Origin of the sequence: Eubacterium sp. An11, from assembly GCF_002161065.1 — a bacterium.
Taxonomy (GTDB): Bacteria; Bacillota; Clostridia; order Lachnospirales; family Lachnospiraceae; genus Anaerobutyricum; species Anaerobutyricum faecale.
In genome coordinates this window covers 108,496-131,377 of sequence record NZ_NFLV01000004.1, presented here as the reverse complement: position 1 = coordinate 131,377, position 22,882 = coordinate 108,496, and the positions used below count along the sequence as shown (strand labels likewise).

The following is a 22,882-nucleotide window of genomic DNA, read 5'->3' as shown; positions in this document are numbered from 1 at the left end:
ATGCTTATAAACTCTGCGGGGATTTTTATATTGTTGATCGGTAAAAAATGTTATTTTTTATAATGTAGACGCCGATGGCTCCGAGAATCTTGTGATTCGGGACAAGGCTGCCCACGGCCACACAGAAGTACATGTGGATGATCATCAAAAACGGAGACAGCAGGATCATGATCAGCAAGATCCAGCAGAATGCCGGCAGCGTGTTAAGGTATGTGAACAGCTGTCCCAATGCCGGCAGCAGTACGGACATAAATTCTCCGTTGGCAAACAGGATCAGCAGGGAAGCGCCAAGAACTACCAGGTCAATGATGGTCCACAAAAGGGCGGTCAGTCCTTTTGAGATGATGATCTGTGCCGGTGTCACCGGCAGGGTGTTGGTGAGATATCCCTGATCAGTGAATACATTTTTGTAGAACCGGTAGGCAATGTATACCGAGGTAAACATCGCGGCACAGAAAATAAATAGTACCAGGACAAAGATGATCATGGCTGCAATGATTCCCGTGATATTATTGGATCCTGCTGCCATTACCACCTCAATGCCGCCGCTGACTTCAAAGAAGAGGCGGGACAGGATGGCAAATATGAGGATGAAGCCGTGGATGACTACCAGCAGTTTTGATATGGCGATCCATTCGTGTTTGAATAATTTTCCTAACATTTGAACACCTCCCGGAATAAGTCGTCGACGGATTTTCCTTCTTTGTCGCGGATGGTTTCCACTTCCTCCTGCATCCGGATATGGCCGTTCTGGATGAAGACCACTTCGTCAAGAATGTTTTCCACATCGCTGATGAGATGAGTGGATATCAGGATGGTGGCATCCGGTTCGTAATTATTGATAATAGTACTTAAAATGTAATCTCTGGCAGCCGGGTCCACGCCGGCGATGGGCTCGTCGAGACAGTAGAGCTTTGCCCGGCGGCTCATGACCAGGATGAGCTGTACTTTTTCTTTGTTGCCCTTGGATAAGGTTTTGATGCGGAGGGCCGGATTCAGATTTACTTTTTCCAGCATTTTCATGGCCTTCTTTCGGTCAAAATCCTTATAAAAGTCTTCAAAATAGTCAATGGCCTCGGTGATCCGCATGGATTCATCCAGGTAGGTCCGCTCCGGAAGATAGGAGACGATGGACTTGGTCTTCACGCCCGGCGCCATGCCGTCGATGAGGATTTCTCCCCCGGTAGGTGTGAGAAGACCGTTGATCAGTTTGATCATGGTGGTTTTGCCGCTGCCGTTTGGCCCCAGCAGACCGATGATCCGTCCGGCTTTCAACGACAGATTGATGCCGGAAAGAGCCTGGGTGCGGCCGTAACGTTTGGTTAAATTCTTACATTCCAGAATCGTTTTCATGATTTCCCCTCTTTCATCATTTTCTCAATGAGTTGAATGGTCTTTTGGCTGTCAAATCCCATCTGCTGCATCTTTTCAAAAAATTCTCTTATCTGAGCTGTTGCCAGCTCTTCCCTCATCTTTTCGATCATAGCTGTGTCCTCTGTGATAAATCTGCCGCTCGTTCGGGCGGAGTGTACAAGGTTCTCTCGTTCAAGTTCTGCCAGCGCCTTCTGCATGGTGTTGGGATTCACGCCAGCCTCTGAGGCCAGGTCCCGCACGGACGGAAGTCTGGCGCCGGGCTGATACTGTCCGGCCAGGATGTCAAGCTGAATCCGTTCCACCAGCTGTGTGTAGATCGGACGGCTGGAATCAAGGTTCCAAGGCATGTGCTCACCTCCTTAAAATATTGAGTGCGTTATTGTATTAATAACTTAGTACAATAATACATTCATACAGTGGAGATGTCAAGAACTTTTTATCAAAATTTTTTCTGGTGTTTTTATCAAAAATATTTTCAGGAAACATTCAGATGATTTTTAACTGGAAAGGCTGCGGCAGACTGCATTTTAGAGAAAAAGTTTCCTGACAGGAAAATCCGGAAAGAAAAGGGGAACACTGTTATTTGACAAACAAAATTTCGTCTGCTATGATGACACCGTATTACAAGGCAGTACAAAGAAGTATTTTGTATTGCCTTTTTTTGTTTTAAGGAGGCGGTTTACTGTGAATTTGTCAGATATAATCGGTCCGGTGATGGTCGGGCCGTCCAGCTCCCACACGGCGGGAGCGGTAAAAATAGGAAATGTCATACGAAAACTGTTTGGGGCGCCTCTGGAGAGGGCGGAAATATACTGCCACGGCTCCTTCTATGCGACCGGCAGAGGACATGGCACCGATAAAGCGCTGGTGGCGGGGCTTCTGGGATTTCCCGTGGATGACATCCGGATCCCGGATAGTTTTCGTTACGCCGGGGAGGCGGGACTGGATTTTTCCATACAGGCGGCAGATCTGGGAGAGGTGCATCCGAACACAGTGAAAATGCTGCTGTACGGCGGAGGCAGAGAGCTGGAGGTGATGGCGGCGTCCGTGGGCGGCGGTTCCATCCGGATTACGGAGATCGACGGACTGCCGGCAGATTTTTCCGGGGAGTATCCTACCCTGGTGGTCCACAATCTGGATCAGCCGGGACATGTGGCGGAGGTGGCGTCCATGCTGGCACATAAGTCTGTCAATATTGCCACAATGCAGCTCTACCGGGCGCACCGGGGAGGAAATGCGGTGATGATCCTGGAATGTGATCAGGAGATTCCGGAGGAATCCATCCGCTGGCTGGCTCATCTGGAAGGTGTGCTGAAGGTGACATATCTTAGTTTGGAAAGGGAGGTATAAAATGTATCTGTCATTACAGGAGATTATAGATTTGGAACAGGAAACCGGGATTCCTTTCTGGGAACTGATCCGCAGGGAGGAGTGCGAGGAGACGAAAATATCCCCGGAAAAGTTGTTTGAGCAGATGAGAAATATGTACCGGGAAATGAAGCAGGCCGATGCGGACTATGATCCTTCTCTCCGTTCCCACAGCGGTCTTGCCGGCGCAGACGGACAGAAAATGGCGGCGGCCCGGCAAAACCGGGAACTGCTCTGCGGAGATTTTATCAACCGTGTCATGGAAAAGGCCCTGAAGATGGGCGAGTCCAACGCCTGCATGAGAAAAATCGTGGCGGCTCCCACGGCAGGTTCCTGCGGAGTCCTCTCCGCTGTTCTTCTGACCATGGAAGAACAGAAAAAGATACCGGAAGAAAAAATGGTAGAGGCGCTGTTTGTGGCGGCAGGGATCGGTGGGGTGATCGCCAGGAAGGCGACGCTGGCCGGAGCTGCCGGCGGGTGTCAGGCGGAGATTGGCGCAGCTTCTTCCATGGCGGCCGGAGCCGCCGTTTATCTGATGGGAGGAAACGGAGAAGCGATTTCCCATGGAGCGGCTTTGGCTATGAAAGGACTATTGGGGCTTGTGTGCGATCCGGTGGCAGGTCTGGTGGAAGTGCCCTGCATCAAGAGGAATGTCATCGGAGCGGTGAATGCCCTCACATCGGCAGATATGGTTCTTGCCGGTATCAGAAGCCGGATTCCGGCAGATGAGGTTTTTGACGCCATGCGCCAGGTGGGGAGAGCCCTTCCGGAAGAGTTGAGGGAGACGGCCAGAGGAGGTCTGGCTGTTACGCCCACAGGAAAAAATATCAGGGAGATGCTGGAGGAAGGTTCTCCGGACGGTTATTGATTTAACAGCATCATATTCATCTGTTTCATAATTTTGATTTCATCCTGGGTGATCATGAGATTTTCTTCCAGAAGTTCATTTTCGTTCAGCGGAGCGGTGGACAGGAGGAATTTTAAGGCAAAAGGGGCGATGGGCCGGTAGCTGATGCCGAACATGATTCCCCAGGTTTTTACATTGTGATGAAAAGGATTCAAAAAACACATACCAAGTCGTTCCATGGGATTGACCTGATTGATCAAAGTGCAGTAGGTGACCAGATCAAAGGGATCCATCTTTCCGATATAGTAAAACGCACACTGATCGTATTCTTCAAAAGAGGGAATATCCATGTAGAAAGTGCAGCTCACCACATTTTGTGAATTATTATTCTGAATGGTCATATAAGATTTGACAATACTCTTTTTTCTCCCGTCATAATAATAGATATATAATTTATTTCTGGAAAAAATCCGGTTGTGCGCGAAGAGTGCGGATTGTTCTTCCGGTTTTTTGTAGGTAAACATTTCCCGGATATCCACATGGAGAGCGCAGCAGATATCTTCCAGGGTCTGGATATCGATCGTGATCAATCCGTTCTCATATTTGGAAAGGGTGGACTTGCTCTTGTGAACCAGGTCAGCCAGTTCGCCGATGGAAAATTGATACCGGGACCAACGGGGAGGTTGTCTGTGCCCGGGATGGAAAACTGCTGGCGTGTTCCACGGCTGCGGGACCTGCTTTTGAGGGGGCCGGCATACGCTGCGGAATGCGCGCTGCACCCGGCGCCATTGAGAAAGTGTGGATAGAGGAAGGGCACCTGAAGATTTCGGTGATCGACCAGGAAAAACCACTGGGCATCTGCGGTTCCGGCGTCATAGATCTGATCGCGGCCCTGCGCCGGGCGGGTCTGATCAATGATAAAGGACGGATGCTTGAGCGGGAGGAGGCGCTGGCCCTTGGCATACCGGAATCCCTGGCGGACGGTCTGAGAAAAACTGACACAGGGATGGAATTTACCGTGTGGAAAGAAGAGGATGAAGAAATCATCCTTACCCAGAATGATGTCCGGGAAATTCAGCTGACCAAGGGAGCCATGCTGGCGGGGATGAAAACGCTGATGAAAATCGCCGGTATCGATGAGGCGTCCCTGGATGGCCTGCTCATCGCCGGAGCCTTCGGCAATTACATTGATAAAAACAGTGCTCTGGAAATCAGGATGCTTCCGTCTGTGGCTCCGGAGAAGATCATCTCCATCGGAAATTCCGCGGGAACCGGCGCATGCATGGCTCTCCTGAACAGGGACTGCCGCCGGAATGCGGAAGTCTGGGTAAAACAGGTGGAGCACGTGGAATTGTCCGTGAATATGGATTTTCAGGAAGAGTATATGCTCGCAATGAATTTCTGAGCATTGCAATGAATTTGTGAACATTGGTATAAATAAAACAGAAAACAGGAGGAAATGACAATGAGAATCAATATGGATAAATGGTCGAGAGAAATTATTGAGTCAAAAGATGTGAAAAATCTTCCGGTATTATATTTCCCATGCGTACAGGAGCTGGGCTTTACGGTAACGGAATCAGTGAGCTCACCGGAAAATATCGCGAAGACCATGAAAAAGGTGACAGAAGAATATCCGGACATCATCGCCGCGGTCACGGGAATGGATCTGACGGTGGATACGGAAGCCTTTGGTGGAAAAGTAAAATTCAGTGACAAGCAGGTGCCGTCCATCGTAAAACATGTGGTAAAGACGGCGGAAGATATCCGCAATCTGAAGGTTCCTGACGTACACAGCGGCCGGGTGGATGTTTTTACAGATGCGGTGAAAGAAGCGCAGAAACTGATCACCGACCGGCCGATTTTTGGAGGAATGCTGGGACCGTTCTCTCTGGCGGCCAATTTGATGGAGGTATCCAACGCGCTGATGCTGACCATGACGGACCCGGATTCGATGAAGATTCTTCTGGACAAAGCGACGGAATTCCTGATCGCGCGGGCGAAAGAATACAAGGCCGCAGGAGCCAACGGAATATTTATGGCGGAACCGACAGCGGGACTGCTGTCTCCGGACCAGCTGGATGAGTTTTCCTCCACATATGTAAAAAAACTGGTGGAAGCAGTCCAGGATGATTACTTTTTCCTGATCTTGCATGACTGCGGACAGGTAAAAGATTCTGTGAAATCCATGTACAGCACCGGATGTAAGGGTCATCATTATGGAAACTCTGTGGATATGAGAGATATCCTTCCGCAGATTCCGCCGGACATTCTGGTATTTGGAAATATCGACCCGTCCACAGCGTTTTTCATGGGCACGCCGGAATCCATCCGGGAACAGACCCTGAAACTGCTGGAAGATATGAAACCATATCCGCATTTTGTGCTGTCATCCGGATGTGATCTGGCGCCGGTGGTTCCAAAAGAGAACATTGACGCGTATTTTGAGGCCTGCCGGGATTTCAATAAAAACCGCGGATAGGCGTTCTTCCTTCTCCTTAAAAAATAAAATAGTGTGAAATGAGTTGTATAAAAACCCGCCGCTGCTTTGATGGAGAGCGGCGGGTTTTTTCGTGAACGTGTGTACATTTGCTGAAACCGTCAGATGGAATGTTGACAGGGCTGTAAATTTTCTCTACAATAAAGGGCAGACAGTAGAACTTCAAAGGGCAGACGGCAGAACTTTGCCGGCAAAGAACAAGAAAGGTACACCATGGATAAAAATGAAAAATGGCTGCAGTGGGCAGTGGAATTACAGAGTATCGCGCAGACCGGATTGTGGTACGGGGAAGGCGTTTTTGACAGGGAACGCTATGCGAGGATCCGGGAGATCGCAGCGGAGATGATTTCCTATAAGACGGAGATTCCCGTGGACAAGGTAAAGGATCTGTTCTGTGATGAGAGCGGTTACCAGACGCCGAAGCTTGATACCCGGGCAGCGATATTTAAAGAGGATAAGATACTTTTAGTACAGGAGAAGAACGGCACCTGGTCTCTGCCGGGCGGCTGGGTGGATGTGGATCTGTCCATCGGAGAGAACACGGTCAAGGAGGCCAGGGAGGAAGCGGGGCTGGATGTCACCGCAGATCTGGTCATCGCCATTCAGGACAGAGATAAGCATAATCTGCCGGTCTATGTGCACAAGATCTGCAAAGTGTTTGTGCTGTGTTCAGTGACCGGAGGACAGTTTGAGGCCAACAGTGAGACCATTGACAGCGGATATTTTCGCCTGGATGAGCTGCCGCCTCTGGCGGAGGAGAAGAACAACGCGGAGCAGATCGCTCTGTGTTTTGACGCTTATCACCACGCGGACACCTGGAAGACGATCCTGGAATGACAGAGGGGATGCCGGCCATGTCGAAAAAGTGGGATTATCCGCGGCTGACAGAGATTTATTTAGTTTTTCTTCAAAAAGTTATTGACGAAAACGGATGTTATGGTATAATATAAAGCAGTGCGAAAATACCCAAACAGTTGTATTAGGCACAATACGCAACTGGAGGGAGGTTAGGTGAGACAATGTCAAATATAATCGTTAAAGAGAACGAATCTTTAGACAGCGCTCTTCGCAGATTTAAGAGGAGCTGTGCTAAAGCAGGAATTCAGCAGGAGATTCGCAAGAGAGAGCATTACGAAAAACCAAGTGTTAGACGTAAAAAGAAATCCGAAGCTGCAAGAAAAAGAAAATATAAATAATTGTGCTGTAAAAGGAGTATCCGTAAGGATGCTCCTTTTTGTCGTTACAAAAAGTGTGAACAGAGAGGGATCTTTGTGGTTTATGATAATGAGAGATGGCGTCAGCCATTTTTTTTGCTTAAATTTCTTTAGATTTTTGCAGAACCATCGAAAGAATTTCAAGATGAATAGTAAAATATTCTATATAAACCGGAAGAAATGTGCGCTAAACTGTCATTGTCAACAAAAACGTGAGTCAAACGTTTGGAGAAAGGAGAAAAATGTAATGAGGAAAAAATTGTTTATGACTGTGATGGCAGCAGCGCTGGCAGTGTCCATGTGTGCGTGTGGTTCAAGCGGCGGCGATGCAGGCAGCGAGGGAAACACCGGAGCAGCACAGCAGGCAGCGTCAGGAAGTTCTGTGGCAAATAAGGACAAACCGCTGGTTTGGTTTAACCGTCAGCCTTCCAACAGTTCCACAGGAGAGCTGGATATGGCAGCCCTTAATTTCAACGATAATACCTATTATGTAGGTTTTGACGCAAATCAGGGTGCGGAACTTCAGGGAACAATGATCAAAGAGTACATCGAAAAGAATATCGATACCATCGACCGTAACGGCGACGGTGTCATCGGATATGTTCTGGCCATCGGCGATATCGGACATAACGATTCCATCGCCCGTACCAGAGGCGTCCGCAACGCCCTCGGTACCGCAGTGGAAACTGACGGCGCTGTAAACAGTAATCCGGTGGGAACCAACACAGACGGTTCCGCCACAGCGGTAAAAGACGGCGAGATCGAAGTGAACGGAAAGACTTACGTGGTTCGGGAGCTGGCTTCTCAGGAAATGAAGAACTCTGCCGGTGCCACATGGGATGCGGCTACAGCAGGTAACGCCATCGGAACCTGGGCTTCTTCCTTCGGAGACCAGATCGATGTCGTTGCTTCCAACAACGACGGTATGGGAATGTCCATGTTCAACGCATGGTCCAAAGATAACAAGGTTCCTACCTTCGGTTATGATGCTAACAGCGACGCGGTGGCAGCCATTGCGGAAGGATACGGCGGAACGATCAGCCAGCATGCTGATGTACAGGCTTATTTAACGCTTCGTGTTCTTCGTAACGCCCTTGACGGCGTGGATATCGATACCGGTATCGGTACTGCGGATGAGGCGGGAAATGCACTGCAGGAAGGCGTGGATTACGTATATAACGCAGACGAGCGTTCCTATTACGCATTGAACCTGGCGGTAACTGCTGAAAATTATCAGGATTTCACAGACTCTACCAAGATCTATGAACCGGTGTCCGCACAGCTTGATGAAGGCTCTCATGCCACAAAGAACGTATGGCTGAACATCTACAATGCGGCAGATAACTTCTTAAGCTCTACCTATCAGCCTCTTCTGGAACAGTACGACGACCTGCTGAACCTCAATGTCGAGTATATCGGCGGTGACGGACAGACAGAGTCCAATATCACAAATCGTCTTGGAAATCCGGGAGCTTACGATGCATTCGCCATCAATATGGTGAAAACAGACAACGCGGCTTCCTACACTACTCTCCTTCAGTAGGCGGCAGGGATCTGCGGAATAATTCTCATCTTGTTTTTTAATTTCATTTGTTTCATTTTTATAGTTAAAGCGGCGGTGGCGGTGTATCCGCGCCGCCGCGGGAAAAAAAGAGGATTGGGGAGGCTTTTTCCAATCCTCCATTGCAACCTGGATATTTTACAGAAATGGGAAGAGAAGGAATCGGAACTTGTGTAAAGTATCCAGGAATAGATACAGGAGTAAAAGATATGGCAGATAAGAAAGACGATATTATCTTATCCATACGCAATATGAGCAAATCTTTTGGACGGAACCGGGTGCTTGATCACATTAATCTGGACCTGAGGAGGGGAACGGTCATGGGACTGATGGGCGAGAATGGTGCCGGCAAGTCCACCATGATGAAATGTCTCTTTGGTACATACCAGAAAGATGAGGGAAGTATTTTCCTGGACGGAAATGAAGTCAGTTTTTCCGGTCCGAAAGATGCGCTGGAAAATGGAATTGCCATGGTTCACCAGGAGCTGAATCAGTGTCTGGAAAGAAATGTGGTGGATAATCTGTTTCTGGGACGGTATCCGGTCAATTCCATGGGTATTGTGGATGAAGGAAGAATGAAAAAAGAGGCTTCTGAACTGTTCAGAAAGCTGGGAATGACAGTGAACCTGACACAGCCGATGCGGAATATGTCCGTATCCCAGAGGCAGATGTGCGAGATTGCCAAGGCCATTTCCTACAATGCCAAGGTGATCGTTCTCGATGAGCCGACCTCCTCTCTGACCGTGCAGGAGGTTGACAAGCTGTTTGAGATGATGCGCATGCTCAGAGATCAGGGAATCTCTCTGATTTACATTTCCCATAAAATGGACGAGATCTTTACCATCTGTGATGAAGTATCCGTGCTGCGGGATGGTAACCTCGTTATGACAAAACGTTCCGAAGACACCAATATGAATGAGCTTATCGCGGCCATGGTCGGCCGTTCCCTGGAGAACCGATTCCCGCCGGTGGATAACACGCCGAAGGATGTGATCTTGTCCGTACAGCATTTATCCACGAAGTTCGAACCGCATTTAAAAGACATCAGTTTCGATGTGCGGGAAGGCGAGATTTTCGGACTCTACGGACTGGTGGGAGCCGGGCGGACAGAGCTTTTGGAGACTCTTTTCGGCGTTCGGACCAGAGCGGCCGGGCGGATGTATTACAACGGCAAACTGATGAACTTTAACAGTGCCAAAGAGGCCATGGATCACGGATTTGCCATGATCACTGAGGAACGGAAGGCCAACGGACTGTTTTTAAAGACCGATCTGACCTTTAACACGACTATTGCCAATTTGAATCATTATAAATCCGGTGTGGCGTTGTCGGATCCCAAGATGGTGAAGGCGACGGCGGATGAGATCAAGATCATGAATACCAAATGTATGGGGCCGGACGATATGATCGCCAGTCTTTCCGGCGGCAATCAGCAAAAGGTTATTTTTGGAAAATGGCTGGAGAGGAATCCGAAGGTCTTTATGATGGATGAACCGACCAGAGGAATCGATGTGGGCGCCAAATACGAGATCTACGAGCTGATCATCAAGATGGCGAAAGAAGGAAAGACGATCATCGTGGTATCCTCGGAGATGCCGGAGATCCTCGGTATCACGAATCGTATCGGTGTTATGTCCAACGGACATCTTTCCGGAATCGTCAACACCAGGGAAACCAATCAGGAGGAACTGCTGCGGCTCAGTGCAAAATACCTGTAATGAGGACCAGTAACCTGTAAATGATACCTATAATAAGGGAGAAGAAGATATGGAGAAAGGAAATACAACTATTCTTACGGTTGAAGAAGAAAAGAAGCTGCGTCAGCCCATCGACGAATACGTAGGAAATATCCAGAAAAAAATCGACGCGCTGCGGGCGGACGGCATTGACAAAGTGATCTCTCTTCAAAATACATTGGACGGGGTAAAACGGGACCGCTCGTTGACCCAGGGAGAAAAAGAGAACCGGATCGCCACCCTCCGCACAGAGATCGAGATGGCAAAAGGCGTGGAGGCAAAGAATAAAGAAGAAATCTCCGGGCTGATCGCCGATGCGGAAAGTTATCTGAAGGCACATTTTGAAAAGGATTATTATAATCCGGTCAAAGAAAGCTGCGCCCAGGAAAAAGTGGCAGCCAAAGAGAGATATAACCAGAAACTGGCAGAGTTAAAACAGGAGCATGAAGAGAATCTGAAAGGACTGTCGGACAGCCAGGAAATCAAAGACGAGAATTATGTCTACAAGAACCGTCTGTTTGACGCGAAACTGCAGCTGCAGAACGACCTGCAGTCCATCAAGGACAGAAGACATGAAGCGTTTTCCCATGAATATCATCTCATCGATCTGCTGCGTATGTCCAAATTTACCTTTGGGGAGACCAGAGCGCAGAAATGGGAAAATTATAAATATACCTTTAATAAAAGATCGTTCCTGCTGCAGAATGGTCTTTACATAGCCATCATCCTTATATTTATAGCACTTTGTATCATCACGCCGATCATTAAAGGATCGCCGCTGTTAACCTATAACAACGTGCTCAATATCTTGCAGCAGGCATCGCCTAGAATGTTCCTGGCGCTGGGAGTTGCGGCGTTGATCCTGCTGGCAGGTACAGACCTTTCCATCGGACGTATGGTTGGTATGGGCATGACGGCGGCCACCATCATCATGCATCAGGGCATCAATACCGGCGGTGTGTTCGGACATATTTTTGATTTTACCGGACTGCCCCTCGGCGTGCGTGTGATTTTTGCGCTGATCACCTGTGTGGTTCTGTGTACATTTTTTACAACCATTGCCGGCTTTTTTACGGCGAAGTTTAAAATGCATCCGTTCATTTCGACCATGTCGAACATGCTTGTGATTTTCGGTCTTGTCACATACGCCACAAAGGGTGTGTCCTTTGGAGCCATCGAACCGGCGATTCCGAATATGATCATTCCAAAGATCAACGGTTTTCCGACCATCATCATCTGGGCCGTGGCAGCCATTGCCATCGTATGGTTTATCTGGAATAAGACTACTTTCGGAAAGAATCTCTACGCCGTTGGAGGTAACCCGGAAGCGGCAGCGGTATCCGGCATCTCTGTGTTTGCGGTGACCGTAGGCGCCTTTGTCATGGCGGGAATCCTTTACGGTTTTGGTTCATGGCTTGAATGTATCCGAATGGTCGGTTCCGGTTCTGCCGCTTATGGACAGGGCTGGGAGATGGACGCCATCGCGGCCTGCGTAGTGGGCGGCGTATCCTTTACCGGTGGTATCGGTAAGATTTCAGGCGTGGTTGTCGGTGTGTGTATTTTTACCGCTCTGACTTACTCTCTGACAATCTTCGGTATCGATACGAACCTGCAGTTCGTATTCTCCGGTATCATCATTCTGATCGCAGTTACTCTGGACTGTCTGAAATACGTTCAGAAGAAATAAATGATAAGTGTTCGCCAAAAGGACCAGACGATATTCTGGTCCTTTTTGGAGTAGGAAGATTTGGTGCCGGCAGGTGTCTGCTGCAAAGACTATGAGAGATTTTCTTCATGTTTACATTGCCGGACATATTTGTTATGATAGACAGTATGATTTGTTATGATAGACAAAATAAATAATCACTAAAATGATAATGAAGTTGGAGAGAAAAGAATGAGTAAATACACCCTGCTTTTGGTGGATGATGAGGAGGAAGTGATTCAGATCATCATCAAAAAAATGGACTGGGATGCCCTGGGTTTTTCCGTGGTGGGCTATGCCGGCAACGGAGTGAAGGCCCTGGAAATGGTGGAAGAGTATCAGCCCGACGTGGTCATGACAGATATCAAGATGCCCTACATGGATGGCATCGAGCTGACCAGACAGATCAGGGACAGGTATCCGGAGACAAAGATTCTGGTGTTTACCGGTTTTGACGAGTTTGAATACGCCCGGGAATCTGTACATATGGGCGTGGAGGAATACATTTTAAAGCCGGTCAACTCCGTGGAACTGTCCGGGGTCTTTGCCGGTCTCTGGAAGAAGCTGGAGCAGGAGAAAGCTGAGAAAAGAAATGTGGAGGTGCTTCAGCAGTATTACATGGAATCCCTTCCTCTGCTGCAGGCGAACTTTTATTCGACGCTCATTGAGGGAAGAATCGTGCCGGCAGAACTGCAGAGTTCTCTTTCCGATTATCAGATTACCCTGGACGGCCCCTTTTACTGCTGCCTGGTGATCCATACTTCCAAAAGTCAGGTGCCGGAAGGGATGCATCCGGTCCTTCTGGATACCCTGGTGCAGAAGCAGGCTGACGAGCATCTGAGCCGGAAGTGGAGAATCAAACATTTTACCTATCTGGAGAACGGGGTGGCCATCGCCCAGCTTAACCGGGAGGAAGACATCACGGAACTGACCGATGACTGTGACCGGTTCTGTCGCTACGCCCAGCGTATTCTGGAGGCGGTAGTTACCGTGGGAGTGGGAGCGGTGTGTGCGGATATTCAGAAACTGTCCCAGTCCTACACAGGAGCCAGAGAGGCACTGTCCTATCGGGCGATTTACGGAGCGTCCCGGGCTATCAATATTGAGGAGATCATCCCTCAGAAGTTTGACAAAGCGGATTCTGAGTACAGCGCCGATGTATCGGAACTTTTTAAAATGATCCGTCTGGGAGACAGAGAACGGATTGAGGAGGCGGCGGAACGATATCTGCAGCATCCTTCCTTTTCCGGGCAGTCCCTGCAGCAGCACCACGTGGCGGTCATGGAGATGCTCAGCGAACTGTACCGCTTTGCCGCCCACAATGATATTCCCGCGGAGGATATCCTCGGGGATCTGAAACAGCTGTATGACCGTCTCATCGACCTGGTGCCGGAGATCCTCCGGCAGTGGCTGACAGATACGAGTTTTGCTTTAAGCGACAGACTGGCACGTGTCAGAAGCACGTCCTCGCAGTCCATTGTGTCCGAAGCCAGGGAGTACATTTATGTTAACTATGCGGATGAGGCTCTTTCTCTCGACGAAATCTGCCGGGAGCTTGGGGTGTCCACCTCCTATTTTTCCAGCATTTTCAAAAAAGAAACCGGCACTTCTTTCATCGGATTTCTCACGGAGTGCCGCATGGAGCGGGCGGCACGGCTGCTGATCGAGACCGATGAAAAGAACTATGTTATCGCCGGACAGGTGGGGTACGCGGACCCGAATTATTTCAGCTATGTATTTAAGAGGCAGTTCGGAGTATCCCCGTCCAAATACAGAATGGAGCATACAAACAGTGAAAAATAAAAGCATCCGATTCTGGGACAGCATCAAACCCAGAGAGATCCAGTCCACCATCATGGCGGCGTTTTCCCTGATCTCGGTCTTTATCATGCTGGTCATGGGGATCATCATGTACAACCGTTTTTTGAGTATCATCCGGGAAGAAAATGTCCAGAATACCCAGAAGCTCATCGAGCAGACCGGGAAAAGTCTCGAAGACTATCTGGTCAGTATGCGTCAGATTTCAGACGCCCTGTATTACAACACCATTAAGGAAAGCGAATTTTCTCGGGATGTGCAGGATATTCAGGTGAAGATGAACCTTCTCTATGAAGCCAATAAAGATAAACTGAGAAGTATTGCGCTTTATAATAATAAAGGTGCGCTTATGATGGCGGAGCCGGTGGCAAACCAGAAAGAAAATGTGGATATCACCGGCCAGGAGTGGTTCGAACAGGCCATGAACAAGACAGAAAACATGCATTTTTCCACCCCGCATATCCAGAATCTGTTTGATGACGGGACGCAGCATTATTATTGGGTGATCTCCCTGAGCCGGGCAGTGGAGATTACTGACAGCGGTGTGGTACAGACCGGCGTTTTATTGGTCGATATGGATTTTTCCGGCATTTCATGGATGATGAAACAGATCAATACATCAAACAACGGACAGTATTATTATCTCTGCGACAGCAGCGGGGAGATCATCTATCATCCGAGACAGATTCAGATCAGTGAAGGACTTTATAAAGAAAATACCGATGTTAACGGCAAATATGAGAACGGAGTCTACGACGAATATTTTGCCGGAAACAGCCGCAAGGTGGTGGTGGATACCATCAGCTATACCGGATGGAAGCTGGTCGGAGTCATTCCTTATGATTCCTTTACCAAAGGGATGCTCAATATGCAGTATTTTGTGGCGCTGCTCATCCTTCTCACTTTTATGATGCTGATGGCGGTCAACCGCATTGTCTCTGTGAGGATCTCCAGCCCGATCATGAAGCTCAATGATTCTGTCAAAGAATATGAAGCCGGCGAAAAGCCGGAAATCTACATCGGAGGATCGCTGGAGATCCGGCATCTGGGTTATTCCATTCAGAAGTCCTATGAGAGAATCGACACCCTCATGAAAGAGATCGTCGTTGAACAGAATGAGAGGCGCAAGAGCGAGCTGGATGCGCTGCAGAGTCAGATCAATCCCCATTTCCTGTATAATGCCCTGGATTCCATCATCTGGATGATCGAGGGAGAGCGAAATGAGGAGGCCTCGTTTATGATTTCTCAGCTGGCCAAGCTTTTCCGCATCAGTCTGTCCAAAGGGCGCACGGTGATTCCGGTCAGAGATGAGCTCCAGCATGCGAGAAGCTACATGAATATTCAAAAAATTCGATATAAAAATACGTTTTCCGTGGATTTTCAGGTGGATCCCGACATCGAGGACTGCTGTACAGTGAAGCTGATCCTGCAGCCGATCCTGGAAAATGCCATCAATTACGGAGTCAGCAGCATGGATGACTGCGGAGAGATTATCGTGACCGGAAAACGGGAGAATGGAAATATTATTCTGGCTGTGGAAGATAACGGACTCGGCATGTCCGGAGAAGAGGCGGCGCTGGTGTTGACAGACGGCAGCCGGGTACATAAGAAAGGTTCCGGAGTCGGTCTTGTCAACGTCAACAACCGGATCAAGATTCTTTTCGGAAAAGAATACGGACTCACTATAGAAAGTGAACCGGATGAGGGAACGAAGGTTTCCATCTGTATTCCGGAAATACCTTATACGGAAGAAAACCGGAAGATACTGGAGCAGGGACATATTTTACGGGGAGAGGAGACCACAGGGGAGCGGTCATGAAAAATGATAAAAAAATATTTATATTGATTGAAACTATCCTGGCGGTTCTGGCCTTGATCGTCGCCCTCTTTATGATTGAAGAGTGGGCGGATACAGAGGTACGGAAAATATCCGTGGTGGTGCAGGATTCAGACGGATCCCGGTGGGCTGCCTTTAAGTATGGGCTTGAGATGGCGGCGTCAGATAACGATGTGGAGGTATTTGTGGTCAGCACCGGCGGGACGCTGACGGCGGAGGAGGAAAAAGAGCTGCTGGAAACAGAGGTGGAGAACGGTGCCGACGGTATTATCGTGCAGCCGGTGCCGGGAAGTGGCGAAGAAGGCTTCCTGGAAAAAATCAATAAAAAAGTTCCGGTCATCCAGGTGGAATCCGCCGGCGATGCGGAGGGAGGCGCATCGGATCTGCCGGTGGCGGAGCCGGATCATTATGCAGTGGGCCAGGCGCTGGCAGAAGAGTTGAAAAAAGATTTTGGCGGCAGTCTCCATGGGAAGACCATTGGGATTTTTCAGAGAGAAGAGGGGACGGAGGCAGCCAAAAGACGGGAGGCCGGAGCAAAAGACTGCATCCGCAGAGCCGGAGGAGAAATCCTCTGGACGGTCAGCGGATATACAGGAAAGGGAGGAGAGCTGGCGCTGCCGGCCTATCCGCCGGTAGATATCATGCTTGCGCTGGATGACAGCAGTCTTGTACAGGCGGGGGAAGCTGCCGCGGACAAGCAGCTGCACGGAGCGGTGGTCTACGGGATCGGGAATTCCGTGGAAGCCTTTTATTGTCTGGATAACAGTTATGTGGAATGTCTGGTGGTCCCCGATGAATTCAATGTGGGATACCAGAGTCTGTCGGCGGTTGTGCAAAAGCTGGATCACGCTTACCGGCAGGAGGACCGCCTGCTGGTGTCTTACACGGTGGTCCGGAGGGACACGCTGTTTTCCGAGGAAAATCAGAATATTTTGTTCAGCATGAGCCAGTAAGTGATAGACCGGCAAGCTATTGTTATGAAGGGAAAAACTATGAGAAAAACATTATGTATGATATTTCTGTGCGGATTTGCCGCATGGAGTCTGTGCGCCTGCGGAGAAACGTCAGGAAATACTCCGGAAAAGGTGCAGGTGGGGGTAACTTATTATAATCAGACAGATACGTTCCTGCGGGAATTGATTGACTGCTATAAGAATGATCTGGAAAGCCGCAAGACAGAAGATCTGGAAGTGACAGTCATGGTCCGGGAGGCGGCGGGATCGGAAAAGACGCAGAATGAGCAGGTGGAGGAACTCATCGATGCCGGATGCAACGTGCTTTGCGTGAATCTGGTGGACCGGGCAGACCCGTCGGAAATCATCGATATGGCAAGAGAGCGGGATATACCGCTGATTTTCTTTAACAGAGAACCGGTGGCGGAAGATATGATGCAGTGGGATAAAACGTATTATGTGGGCGCGGTGGCCAGACAGTCCGGTGAACTGCAGGGAGAGATGGCTGCCGAGGTGATCAAAGAAGGAAAAGTAGATAAAAACGGGGACGGAAAGATCCAGTACGTGATTCTGGAAGGAGAGGCGGATCACCAGGATGCTATTATCCGCACAGAAAGTGTGGTCAATACATTAAAAGAAAACGGGATTGCCCTGGAGAAGCTCAGCTATCAGATCGCCAACTGGAACCGGGCGCAGGCGCAGAACCGGATGCAGCAGATGATCCGGCAGTTCCATGATGAGATCGAGCTGGTGCTTGCCAACAATGATGATATGGCGGCGGGAGCCATTGACGCCTACGATGAACTGAATTATACCGAGGAGAGCCGTCCGGTTTTCTTCGGCGTGGATGGCACTTCTGTAGGACTGCAGGCAGTCAGAGACGGAGATTTTGCCGGGACAGTGTATAATGATAAAGAAGGACAGGCGTCCGCCATGGCAGAGCTGTCTGTGGCTCTGGGTACCGGAGAAGGACTGGAGGATATTGCCTTTGAAAATGACCGGTACATTTATCTGCCTTATCTGAAAGTGACCGGCGATAACGTGGAAGAATTTATGGACCGGCAGTGAAAGATGTGATGCGCAGCGGCGCGAAAATAAAAAGAAGCGGTATCCGTGAGGGTATCGCTTCTTTAAGATTCCTATTTATCGATGGAAAACGTATAGATAATCTCTTTGTGATACGGAGTGCCCGCTTTGCATACGGGACTTGGAAACTCCGGCTTATTGATGGCGTCCGGGAAAAACTGCGGTTCAAAGCAGACAGCGTCACGAGGGTGATAGACTGCACCGTTTTTGCCGTTGTCGTCTTTGAGATAATTGGCGGTGTACATCTGGATACCCGGGTAATCGGTGGAAAGATCCATGAGGATGCCGGATTCCTCGGAATACAGATGGACGGCATAGCGGGTGGTGCCGTCATAATCATCGATGACATAATTATGGTCGTAGCCCAGTCCTTTAATGAGCTGGTCGTACTCTGCCCCGATGTCCTGCCCGAGGGCCTTCGGTTCACGGAAATCCATAGGAGTGCCGGCCACTTCAGCAAAGATGCCGGTTGGAATGGATTGCGCGTCGGAAGGAGTGAACCGGCTGGCGTTGACCACAGCCATATGACCGAGAACATTACCGCCGCCGTTAAGATTGAAATAACTGTGGTTGGTCATGTTGATGATCGTATCCTTGTCCGGCGTGCCGGCGTAAGAAATGATCAGCTGGTTCTCTTTCAGTTCGTAGGTGACGGTCATGGTGACAGCGCCCGGAAATCCCTGATCCATATCCGGACTGTCCAGGGAGAAGGCGACGGAGGTGTCTGTGTGCTGTGTGACTGTCCAGATCCGCTTGGAATACTGGTGAAAACCGCTGTGCAGGCAATTCTCTCCGTCGTTTTTATCCAGGGTATATGTACGGCCGTCCAGAGTGAAAGAGGCGCCGCCGATCCGGTTGGCACAGCGGCCCACGTTGCAGCCGAGGCTGGCGGTATCCTGTTCGTAGCCGGAGACAGTATCAAAACCCAGGACCACGTCGACAGGCTTTCCGTGTTTGTCCGGCACAAACAGGTTGACAAGGATCGATCCAAAGTCCGTGACACGGCATTCCAGATCTTCGTTTTTTATGGTGTACAGATGCGTCTGTACGCCGTCTTTTGTCTTCCCAAAATCCAATACGTTCATATTTTTCTCCTTTTCTCAAATGGGTAATTTACAAAAACTATATAATATTTTTACGGAAAACACAACCGTCATTTTGTGCTGCGGATTAATAAAATAAAGGAAATGAGACAAGTGTGTAAATTGGATGAAAAATAGATTTTTTTAATTGACCTGTATGTGCAAAAGTGATATTATTAATAAAGGATGTAGGCAATAATTGTCTAATCTGAACTATTTTCAAAGAACCAGTAAGGAGGAGATTATTTTGAAAAAGATTATTAATGCAGTGGATCAGGTAGAAAACCAGATGATAGAAGGTATGGTTAAAGCTTATCCTCAGTATTTGAAGAAGCTTGACTGTGGAAACGTTGTAGTAAGAGCTGATAAAAAAGAGGGCAAGGTTGCTCTGATCAGCGGCGGCGGAAGCGGACATGAGCCGGCACACGGCGGATTTGTCGGAAAAGGTATGCTGGATGCTGCTGTGGCAGGTGCTGTATTTACATCTCCTACTCCGGACCAGATTTATGAAGGAATCAAAGCAATTGATGCCGGCAAAGGTGTTCTGATGGTTGTTAAGAACTATACCGGTGATGTGCTGAACTTTGAGATGGCTGCTGAGATGGCTTCCGATATGGACGGCATCGAAGTAAAAGAAGTTGTAGTGAATGATGATGTGGCTGTACAGGATTCCTTATATACCACAGGACGTCGTGGTGTGGCCGGTACAGTATTTGTACATAAGATTGCCGGCGCTCTGGCTGAGAGTGGAGCAAGCCTTGACGAAGTACAGGCTGTGGCTCAGAAGGTTATCGACAATGTGAGAACCATGGGTATGGCTATCCGTCCTTGTACGGTTCCTGCAGCAGGAGAACCTGGATTTGAACTGGCTGACAATGAGATGGAGATCGGTATCGGTATCCACGGTGAGCCAGGCGTAGAGAAGAAGCCTATGGAGACAGCAGACGAGATCGTTGATACTTTACTGGACAAGATTCTCGCTGACATCGACTACTCCGGTTCTGAAGTTGCTGTAATGGTTAACGGATGCGGCGCTACTCCTCTGATGGAGCTTTACATCGTCAACAATCATGTGGCTGATGTTCTTGCCGAAAAAGGCATTAAAGTTTACAAGACCCTTGTTGGTGAATATATGACATCCCTGGAGATGGAAGGATTCTCTATTTCCTTACTCCGTCTGGATGATCAGATGAAAGAGCTGTTAGATGCAGAAGCAGACACTCCGGCTATGACAGTAGCTAAATAATTTACTGGCGAAGAAGGCCGACAATTCCCGTCGGCCTTTTCTTTTCGTAACGACAGCAGGGAATGATTAAAAGAAAAGAGGTATATGAAAATGGCTGACAGTGCAAAAGTAATTGAAATTCTTAAAAAAATCATCGCGGATGTGGATGAGCAGAAGCTTTTCCTTACAGAACTTGACAATGTGATCGGTGACGGAGACCACGGTATCAACCTGGCCCGTGGATTTGACGCGGTCAACGATGTGATCGGAACTTTCGAGGGCAAAGATATCGGATCCATCTTAAAAGCTGTGGGTATGAAGCTTGTTTCCACCGTGGGAGGCGCTTCCGGTCCGTTATACGGCACAGCATTTATGAAAGCCGGCGCATACTTAAACGGCAAGATGGAGATGAACATGGACGACTTTATCGGTATGATGGATGTTGCCATTGAAGGTATCATGAAGCGTGGTAAAGCAGTCAAAGGCGAGAAGACCATGCTTGACGCTATGATTCCTGCTCTTGACGCCATGAAGGCTTCCTATGAGGCGGACAAAGACGCTAAGAAGGCACTGGATGCCGGCGTGGCAGCTGCGGAAGAAGGAATCGAGTACACGAAGACGATCATCGCCACAAAAGGACGTGCAAGTTATCTGGGCGAGAGAAGTATCGGACATCAGGATCCGGGTGCTACATCCTTTACACTGATGCTCAAGGCAGTACAGGCACTGGCATAGGAGGTTTGTCATATGGTTGGAATAGTAATTGTTTCTCACAGTCAGAAACTGGCAGAAGGCGTAGTGGATCTGGCTTCCCTGATGGCACCGGAGACACCGATGCGGGCAGCCGGCGGTATGGACGACGGCGGTTTTGGAACAAGTTTTGAGAAGATCAACAATGCCATCGATGAGATTTATTCTGATGACGGCGTCATCATTCTGATGGATATGGGAAGCGCTGTCATGACCACAGAGATGGTTCTGGAGACCATGGAAGACCGCAAGGTCAAAATGGTCGACTGTCCGGTCGTGGAAGGAGCGGTGGCCGCTGCGGTCGTCGCTGCGGGAAATGCGTCCATGGAAGATGTCATCCAGGTGGCAGAAGCCGCAAAGACAACGGCAAAGTTCTAGAAGAGGATTGGATGCTGTCCGGAAAACAGCAGATATCCGGGAACGGTTTAAACTATAATATAGAGGCGGGAGAAATACTCCGGCAGAAAAGCTGCGGTACGAAAACAGCGCGGACGCTGTTCATACCGCAGCTTTTATATAGGTATTGAAAAAAGTATCGTAGTCGCATGGCCGTCCGAAGAAATATCCCTGGATATAATCAGGGGAGAGTTTGCGGACTGCAGAGAGTTCCTCCGCGGTCTCCACTCCTTCAATACAGATGGACAGGCGAAGATAATGGGCCATGGAACTGCAAAGAGCCAGAAGCTGGTATTCATAGGAATTGTGGAGTGCCCGGCATGTAAATTCCCGGTCGATTTTTATGGTATCCGGCCGGAGAGTCGCCAGGTAGGCAAAGTTAGAATAACCGGTTCCGAAATCATCGAGGGCCAGGCTGATCCCTTCTTTTTTCAGGTATGTCCACATTTTTTTCAGGTGAGAATCTGTTTCCAGAAGACCGCTCTCCGTCAGTTCAATGGTGAGGCTGTCCGGAGAAATCCCGTATTTTTGTACAGTGCGGATCACGTCGCTTCCGACATAGCTTTTTAAAACCTGTACATAGGACAGATTGATGCTGATCTTAAAATCAGGGATGAGGGTTTGAAAATCCCGGCATGCGGCGGCAGCCCGATCGAGAATCCAGCGGCCGGCGGGGATGATCATGTTTGTCTCTTCCAGTATGGGAATAAATTCTGTGGGAGAGACATCGCCGAACTGACTGGAATGATAACGCATCAGTGCCTCTGCGCCGTATATCTTTTGATCCTTTGTCTGGATCAGCGGTTGAAAATATGCTTCAAACCCTTCAAAATTGTGATTGATGGACTGCCGAAGTTCCTGGGTCAGGGCATTTTTCCTTAAAAACTTTTCGTAATCCTGTTTTTCAAACAGATAATATTGATTCCGGCCTCGTTTTTTTGCCTCATCTAAAGAAAATTCCGTCAGATTCATCACATTGGAATAAGAAAAATGCTCAATATCTCTGCGCAAAATGATACCGCAGGAAATCGTAAACATGGCTTCATAATTATTGGCAATGTTGATTTCCTCGATGGCATGGGATACCCGCCGATACAGCTGGATGGCCGCTGCCACATCGTCGCTCTGATAATCGGTGACAATGTACTCATCTCCTAAAATGTGGTGCAGCTGCTGGGTGGGAAGAAGATGATTGGAAATACAGTCGGCCGTTTTTCTGAGAATCATGTTGCCGTATTCGATGCCGTAATGTGTGTTGATGACTTTCAGACCATCAATGCCGAACCGGAGAAAAGCGCCATGGGAACAGCCGGGTTCCAGATTTCTGAGATCAGAATAAAAACCGGAAGTTCCAGGGTGTAATGGCTCCAGATGAATGGTAGTTTTGTTTGATTTCATAACACTTTTCCTTTATTCTTTCTTTTTCTGCA

At 48.8% G+C, this 22,882-nt stretch carries 22 protein-coding genes; 16 read left to right on the top strand and 6 right to left on the bottom strand.

The window, feature by feature from the left end; translation table 11 throughout:
• Window positions 1-25: 25 nt before the first annotated feature.
• From B5E53_RS05055 to B5E53_RS05045, 3 genes are read right to left on the bottom strand one after another with little or no spacing between them, the layout of a single operon-like run.
• The gene (locus B5E53_RS05055; protein ID WP_087312955.1) at window positions 26-661 is read right to left on the bottom strand and encodes a hypothetical protein; all 636 of its coding nucleotides are present in this window, start codon (window positions 659-661) and stop codon (window positions 26-28) included.
• The gene (locus tag B5E53_RS05050; RefSeq protein WP_087312954.1) at window positions 655-1,353 is read right to left on the bottom strand and encodes an ABC transporter ATP-binding protein; all 699 of its coding nucleotides are present in this window, start codon (window positions 1,351-1,353) and stop codon (window positions 655-657) included. The genes B5E53_RS05055 and B5E53_RS05050 overlap by 7 nt, the downstream gene beginning before the upstream one ends.
• A complete protein-coding gene (locus tag B5E53_RS05045) occupies window positions 1,350-1,721 on the bottom strand; it encodes a GntR family transcriptional regulator (RefSeq protein ID WP_087312953.1) in 372 nt (123 codons plus the stop codon). Before B5E53_RS05045 ends, B5E53_RS05050 begins: the two co-directional genes overlap by 4 nt.
• Window positions 1,722-2,058: 337 nt before the next feature.
• Between B5E53_RS05045 and sdaAB the strand changes: the two genes are divergently transcribed.
• Together sdaAB and sdaAA are read left to right on the top strand one after the other, a co-directional pair.
• Window positions 2,059-2,724, top strand: a complete 666-nt coding sequence (gene sdaAB, locus B5E53_RS05040) for an L-serine ammonia-lyase, iron-sulfur-dependent subunit beta (RefSeq protein ID WP_087312952.1) — start codon at window positions 2,059-2,061, stop codon at window positions 2,722-2,724.
• A gap of 1 nt (window position 2,725) precedes the next feature.
• Window positions 2,726-3,610 carry an L-serine ammonia-lyase, iron-sulfur-dependent, subunit alpha gene (sdaAA, locus tag B5E53_RS05035; protein ID WP_087312951.1) on the top strand — a complete coding sequence of 295 codons (885 nt, stop codon included), beginning with the start codon at window positions 2,726-2,728 and terminating at the stop codon, window positions 3,608-3,610.
• On the opposite strand, the gene B5E53_RS05030 is transcribed toward sdaAA, so the two are convergent.
• Window positions 3,604-4,242 (bottom strand): helix-turn-helix transcriptional regulator, encoded by a 639-nt coding sequence (locus tag B5E53_RS05030; RefSeq protein WP_087313045.1) that lies wholly within the window; start codon window positions 4,240-4,242, stop codon window positions 3,604-3,606. The two genes, sdaAA and B5E53_RS05030, sit on opposite strands and share 7 nt — an antisense overlap.
• Between B5E53_RS05030 and B5E53_RS05025 the strand changes: the two genes are divergently transcribed.
• From B5E53_RS05025 to B5E53_RS04975, 11 genes are all read left to right on the top strand, one after another.
• The gene (locus B5E53_RS05025; protein WP_087312950.1) at window positions 4,179-4,994 is read left to right on the top strand and encodes an ATP-binding protein; all 816 of its coding nucleotides are present in this window, start codon (window positions 4,179-4,181) and stop codon (window positions 4,992-4,994) included. The genes B5E53_RS05030 and B5E53_RS05025 overlap by 64 nt on opposite strands.
• A 60-nt stretch (window positions 4,995-5,054) precedes the next feature.
• Window positions 5,055-6,071, top strand: a complete 1,017-nt coding sequence (locus B5E53_RS05020; RefSeq protein WP_162611792.1) for a uroporphyrinogen decarboxylase family protein — start codon at window positions 5,055-5,057, stop codon at window positions 6,069-6,071.
• Window positions 6,072-6,302: 231 nt separating this feature from the next.
• Complete coding sequence (locus B5E53_RS05015) at window positions 6,303-6,926, top strand: NUDIX hydrolase (RefSeq protein ID WP_087312948.1); 624 nt, start codon at window positions 6,303-6,305, stop codon at window positions 6,924-6,926.
• A gap of 182 nt (window positions 6,927-7,108) precedes the next feature.
• On the top strand, window positions 7,109-7,285 hold the full coding sequence (gene rpsU / locus B5E53_RS05010) for a 30S ribosomal protein S21 (RefSeq protein WP_087283424.1): 177 nt from the start codon (window positions 7,109-7,111) through the stop codon (window positions 7,283-7,285).
• A 265-nt stretch (window positions 7,286-7,550) separates the two neighbouring features.
• Window positions 7,551-8,846, top strand: a complete 1,296-nt coding sequence (locus tag B5E53_RS05005; protein WP_087312947.1) for a substrate-binding domain-containing protein — start codon at window positions 7,551-7,553, stop codon at window positions 8,844-8,846.
• A gap of 227 nt (window positions 8,847-9,073) precedes the next feature.
• Window positions 9,074-10,582 carry a sugar ABC transporter ATP-binding protein gene (locus B5E53_RS05000; RefSeq protein WP_087312946.1) on the top strand — a complete coding sequence of 503 codons (1,509 nt, stop codon included), beginning with the start codon at window positions 9,074-9,076 and terminating at the stop codon, window positions 10,580-10,582.
• Window positions 10,583-10,631: 49 nt separating this feature from the next.
• Window positions 10,632-12,287, top strand: a complete 1,656-nt coding sequence (locus B5E53_RS04995; RefSeq protein WP_087312945.1) for a galactoside ABC transporter permease — start codon at window positions 10,632-10,634, stop codon at window positions 12,285-12,287.
• A 210-nt stretch (window positions 12,288-12,497) separates the two neighbouring features.
• A complete protein-coding gene (locus tag B5E53_RS04990) occupies window positions 12,498-14,108 on the top strand; it encodes a response regulator (protein WP_087312944.1) in 1,611 nt (536 codons plus the stop codon).
• Window positions 14,098-15,942, top strand: a complete 1,845-nt coding sequence (locus B5E53_RS04985; RefSeq protein WP_343215598.1) for a sensor histidine kinase — start codon at window positions 14,098-14,100, stop codon at window positions 15,940-15,942. Before B5E53_RS04990 ends, B5E53_RS04985 begins: the two co-directional genes overlap by 11 nt.
• Window positions 15,939-16,913: a substrate-binding domain-containing protein gene (locus B5E53_RS04980; protein ID WP_087312943.1), complete on the top strand. Its 975-nt coding sequence runs from the start codon at window positions 15,939-15,941 to the stop codon at window positions 16,911-16,913. The genes B5E53_RS04985 and B5E53_RS04980 overlap by 4 nt, the downstream gene beginning before the upstream one ends.
• Window positions 16,914-16,952: 39 nt before the next feature.
• Window positions 16,953-17,981 (top strand): galactose ABC transporter substrate-binding protein, encoded by a 1,029-nt coding sequence (locus tag B5E53_RS04975; protein ID WP_242963517.1) that lies wholly within the window; start codon window positions 16,953-16,955, stop codon window positions 17,979-17,981.
• Between the two features lie 71 nt (window positions 17,982-18,052).
• On the opposite strand, the gene B5E53_RS04970 is transcribed toward B5E53_RS04975, so the two are convergent.
• Entirely contained in the window at window positions 18,053-19,084 is a 1,032-nt protein-coding gene (locus B5E53_RS04970; protein WP_087312941.1) for an aldose epimerase family protein, read from the bottom strand.
• Between the two features lie 244 nt (window positions 19,085-19,328).
• Between B5E53_RS04970 and dhaK the strand changes: the two genes are divergently transcribed.
• From dhaK to dhaM, 3 genes are all read left to right on the top strand, one after another.
• Window positions 19,329-20,327: a dihydroxyacetone kinase subunit DhaK gene (gene dhaK / locus B5E53_RS04965; RefSeq protein WP_087312940.1), complete on the top strand. Its 999-nt coding sequence runs from the start codon at window positions 19,329-19,331 to the stop codon at window positions 20,325-20,327.
• A gap of 90 nt (window positions 20,328-20,417) precedes the next feature.
• Window positions 20,418-21,041: a dihydroxyacetone kinase subunit DhaL gene (dhaL, locus tag B5E53_RS04960; RefSeq protein ID WP_087312939.1), complete on the top strand. Its 624-nt coding sequence runs from the start codon at window positions 20,418-20,420 to the stop codon at window positions 21,039-21,041.
• A 12-nt stretch (window positions 21,042-21,053) separates the two neighbouring features.
• Window positions 21,054-21,434: a dihydroxyacetone kinase phosphoryl donor subunit DhaM gene (gene dhaM / locus B5E53_RS04955; protein WP_087312938.1), complete on the top strand. Its 381-nt coding sequence runs from the start codon at window positions 21,054-21,056 to the stop codon at window positions 21,432-21,434.
• A 120-nt stretch (window positions 21,435-21,554) separates the two neighbouring features.
• Here dhaM and B5E53_RS04950 read toward each other — a convergent pair whose 3' ends face one another.
• Window positions 21,555-22,850 carry a bifunctional diguanylate cyclase/phosphodiesterase gene (locus B5E53_RS04950; protein ID WP_087312937.1) on the bottom strand — a complete coding sequence of 432 codons (1,296 nt, stop codon included), beginning with the start codon at window positions 22,848-22,850 and terminating at the stop codon, window positions 21,555-21,557.
• Window positions 22,851-22,882: the final 32 nt, after the last annotated feature.

What these genes read in the sequence shown, in the direction of transcription:
- B5E53_RS05005 (WP_087312947.1), top strand. Translation starts at nt 7,551, where the DNA reads ATGAGGAAAAAATTGTTTATGACTGTGATGGCAGCAGCGCTGGCAGTG.
- B5E53_RS05015 (WP_087312948.1), top strand. Translation starts at nt 6,303, where the DNA reads ATGGATAAAAATGAAAAATGGCTGCAGTGGGCAGTGGAATTACAGAGT.
- dhaM (WP_087312938.1), top strand. Translation starts at nt 21,054, where the DNA reads ATGGTTGGAATAGTAATTGTTTCTCACAGTCAGAAACTGGCAGAAGGC.
- sdaAA (WP_087312951.1), top strand. Translation starts at nt 2,726, where the DNA reads ATGTATCTGTCATTACAGGAGATTATAGATTTGGAACAGGAAACCGGG.
- rpsU (WP_087283424.1), top strand. Translation starts at nt 7,109, where the DNA reads ATGTCAAATATAATCGTTAAAGAGAACGAATCTTTAGACAGCGCTCTT.
- B5E53_RS04995 (WP_087312945.1), top strand. Translation starts at nt 10,632, where the DNA reads ATGGAGAAAGGAAATACAACTATTCTTACGGTTGAAGAAGAAAAGAAG.
- B5E53_RS04975 (WP_242963517.1), top strand. Translation starts at nt 16,953, where the DNA reads ATGAGAAAAACATTATGTATGATATTTCTGTGCGGATTTGCCGCATGG.
- B5E53_RS04980 (WP_087312943.1), top strand. Translation starts at nt 15,939, where the DNA reads ATGAAAAATGATAAAAAAATATTTATATTGATTGAAACTATCCTGGCG.
- B5E53_RS04950 (WP_087312937.1), bottom strand. Translation starts at nt 22,850, where the DNA reads ATGAAATCAAACAAAACTACCATTCATCTGGAGCCATTACACCCTGGA.
- B5E53_RS05050 (WP_087312954.1), bottom strand. Translation starts at nt 1,353, where the DNA reads ATGAAAACGATTCTGGAATGTAAGAATTTAACCAAACGTTACGGCCGC.
- B5E53_RS05020 (WP_162611792.1), top strand. Translation starts at nt 5,055, where the DNA reads ATGAGAATCAATATGGATAAATGGTCGAGAGAAATTATTGAGTCAAAA.
- B5E53_RS05055 (WP_087312955.1), bottom strand. Translation starts at nt 661, where the DNA reads ATGTTAGGAAAATTATTCAAACACGAATGGATCGCCATATCAAAACTG.
- dhaL (WP_087312939.1), top strand. Translation starts at nt 20,418, where the DNA reads ATGGCTGACAGTGCAAAAGTAATTGAAATTCTTAAAAAAATCATCGCG.
- B5E53_RS05000 (WP_087312946.1), top strand. Translation starts at nt 9,074, where the DNA reads ATGGCAGATAAGAAAGACGATATTATCTTATCCATACGCAATATGAGC.
- B5E53_RS04990 (WP_087312944.1), top strand. Translation starts at nt 12,498, where the DNA reads ATGAGTAAATACACCCTGCTTTTGGTGGATGATGAGGAGGAAGTGATT.
- B5E53_RS04970 (WP_087312941.1), bottom strand. Translation starts at nt 19,084, where the DNA reads ATGAACGTATTGGATTTTGGGAAGACAAAAGACGGCGTACAGACGCAT.
- B5E53_RS05045 (WP_087312953.1), bottom strand. Translation starts at nt 1,721, where the DNA reads ATGCCTTGGAACCTTGATTCCAGCCGTCCGATCTACACACAGCTGGTG.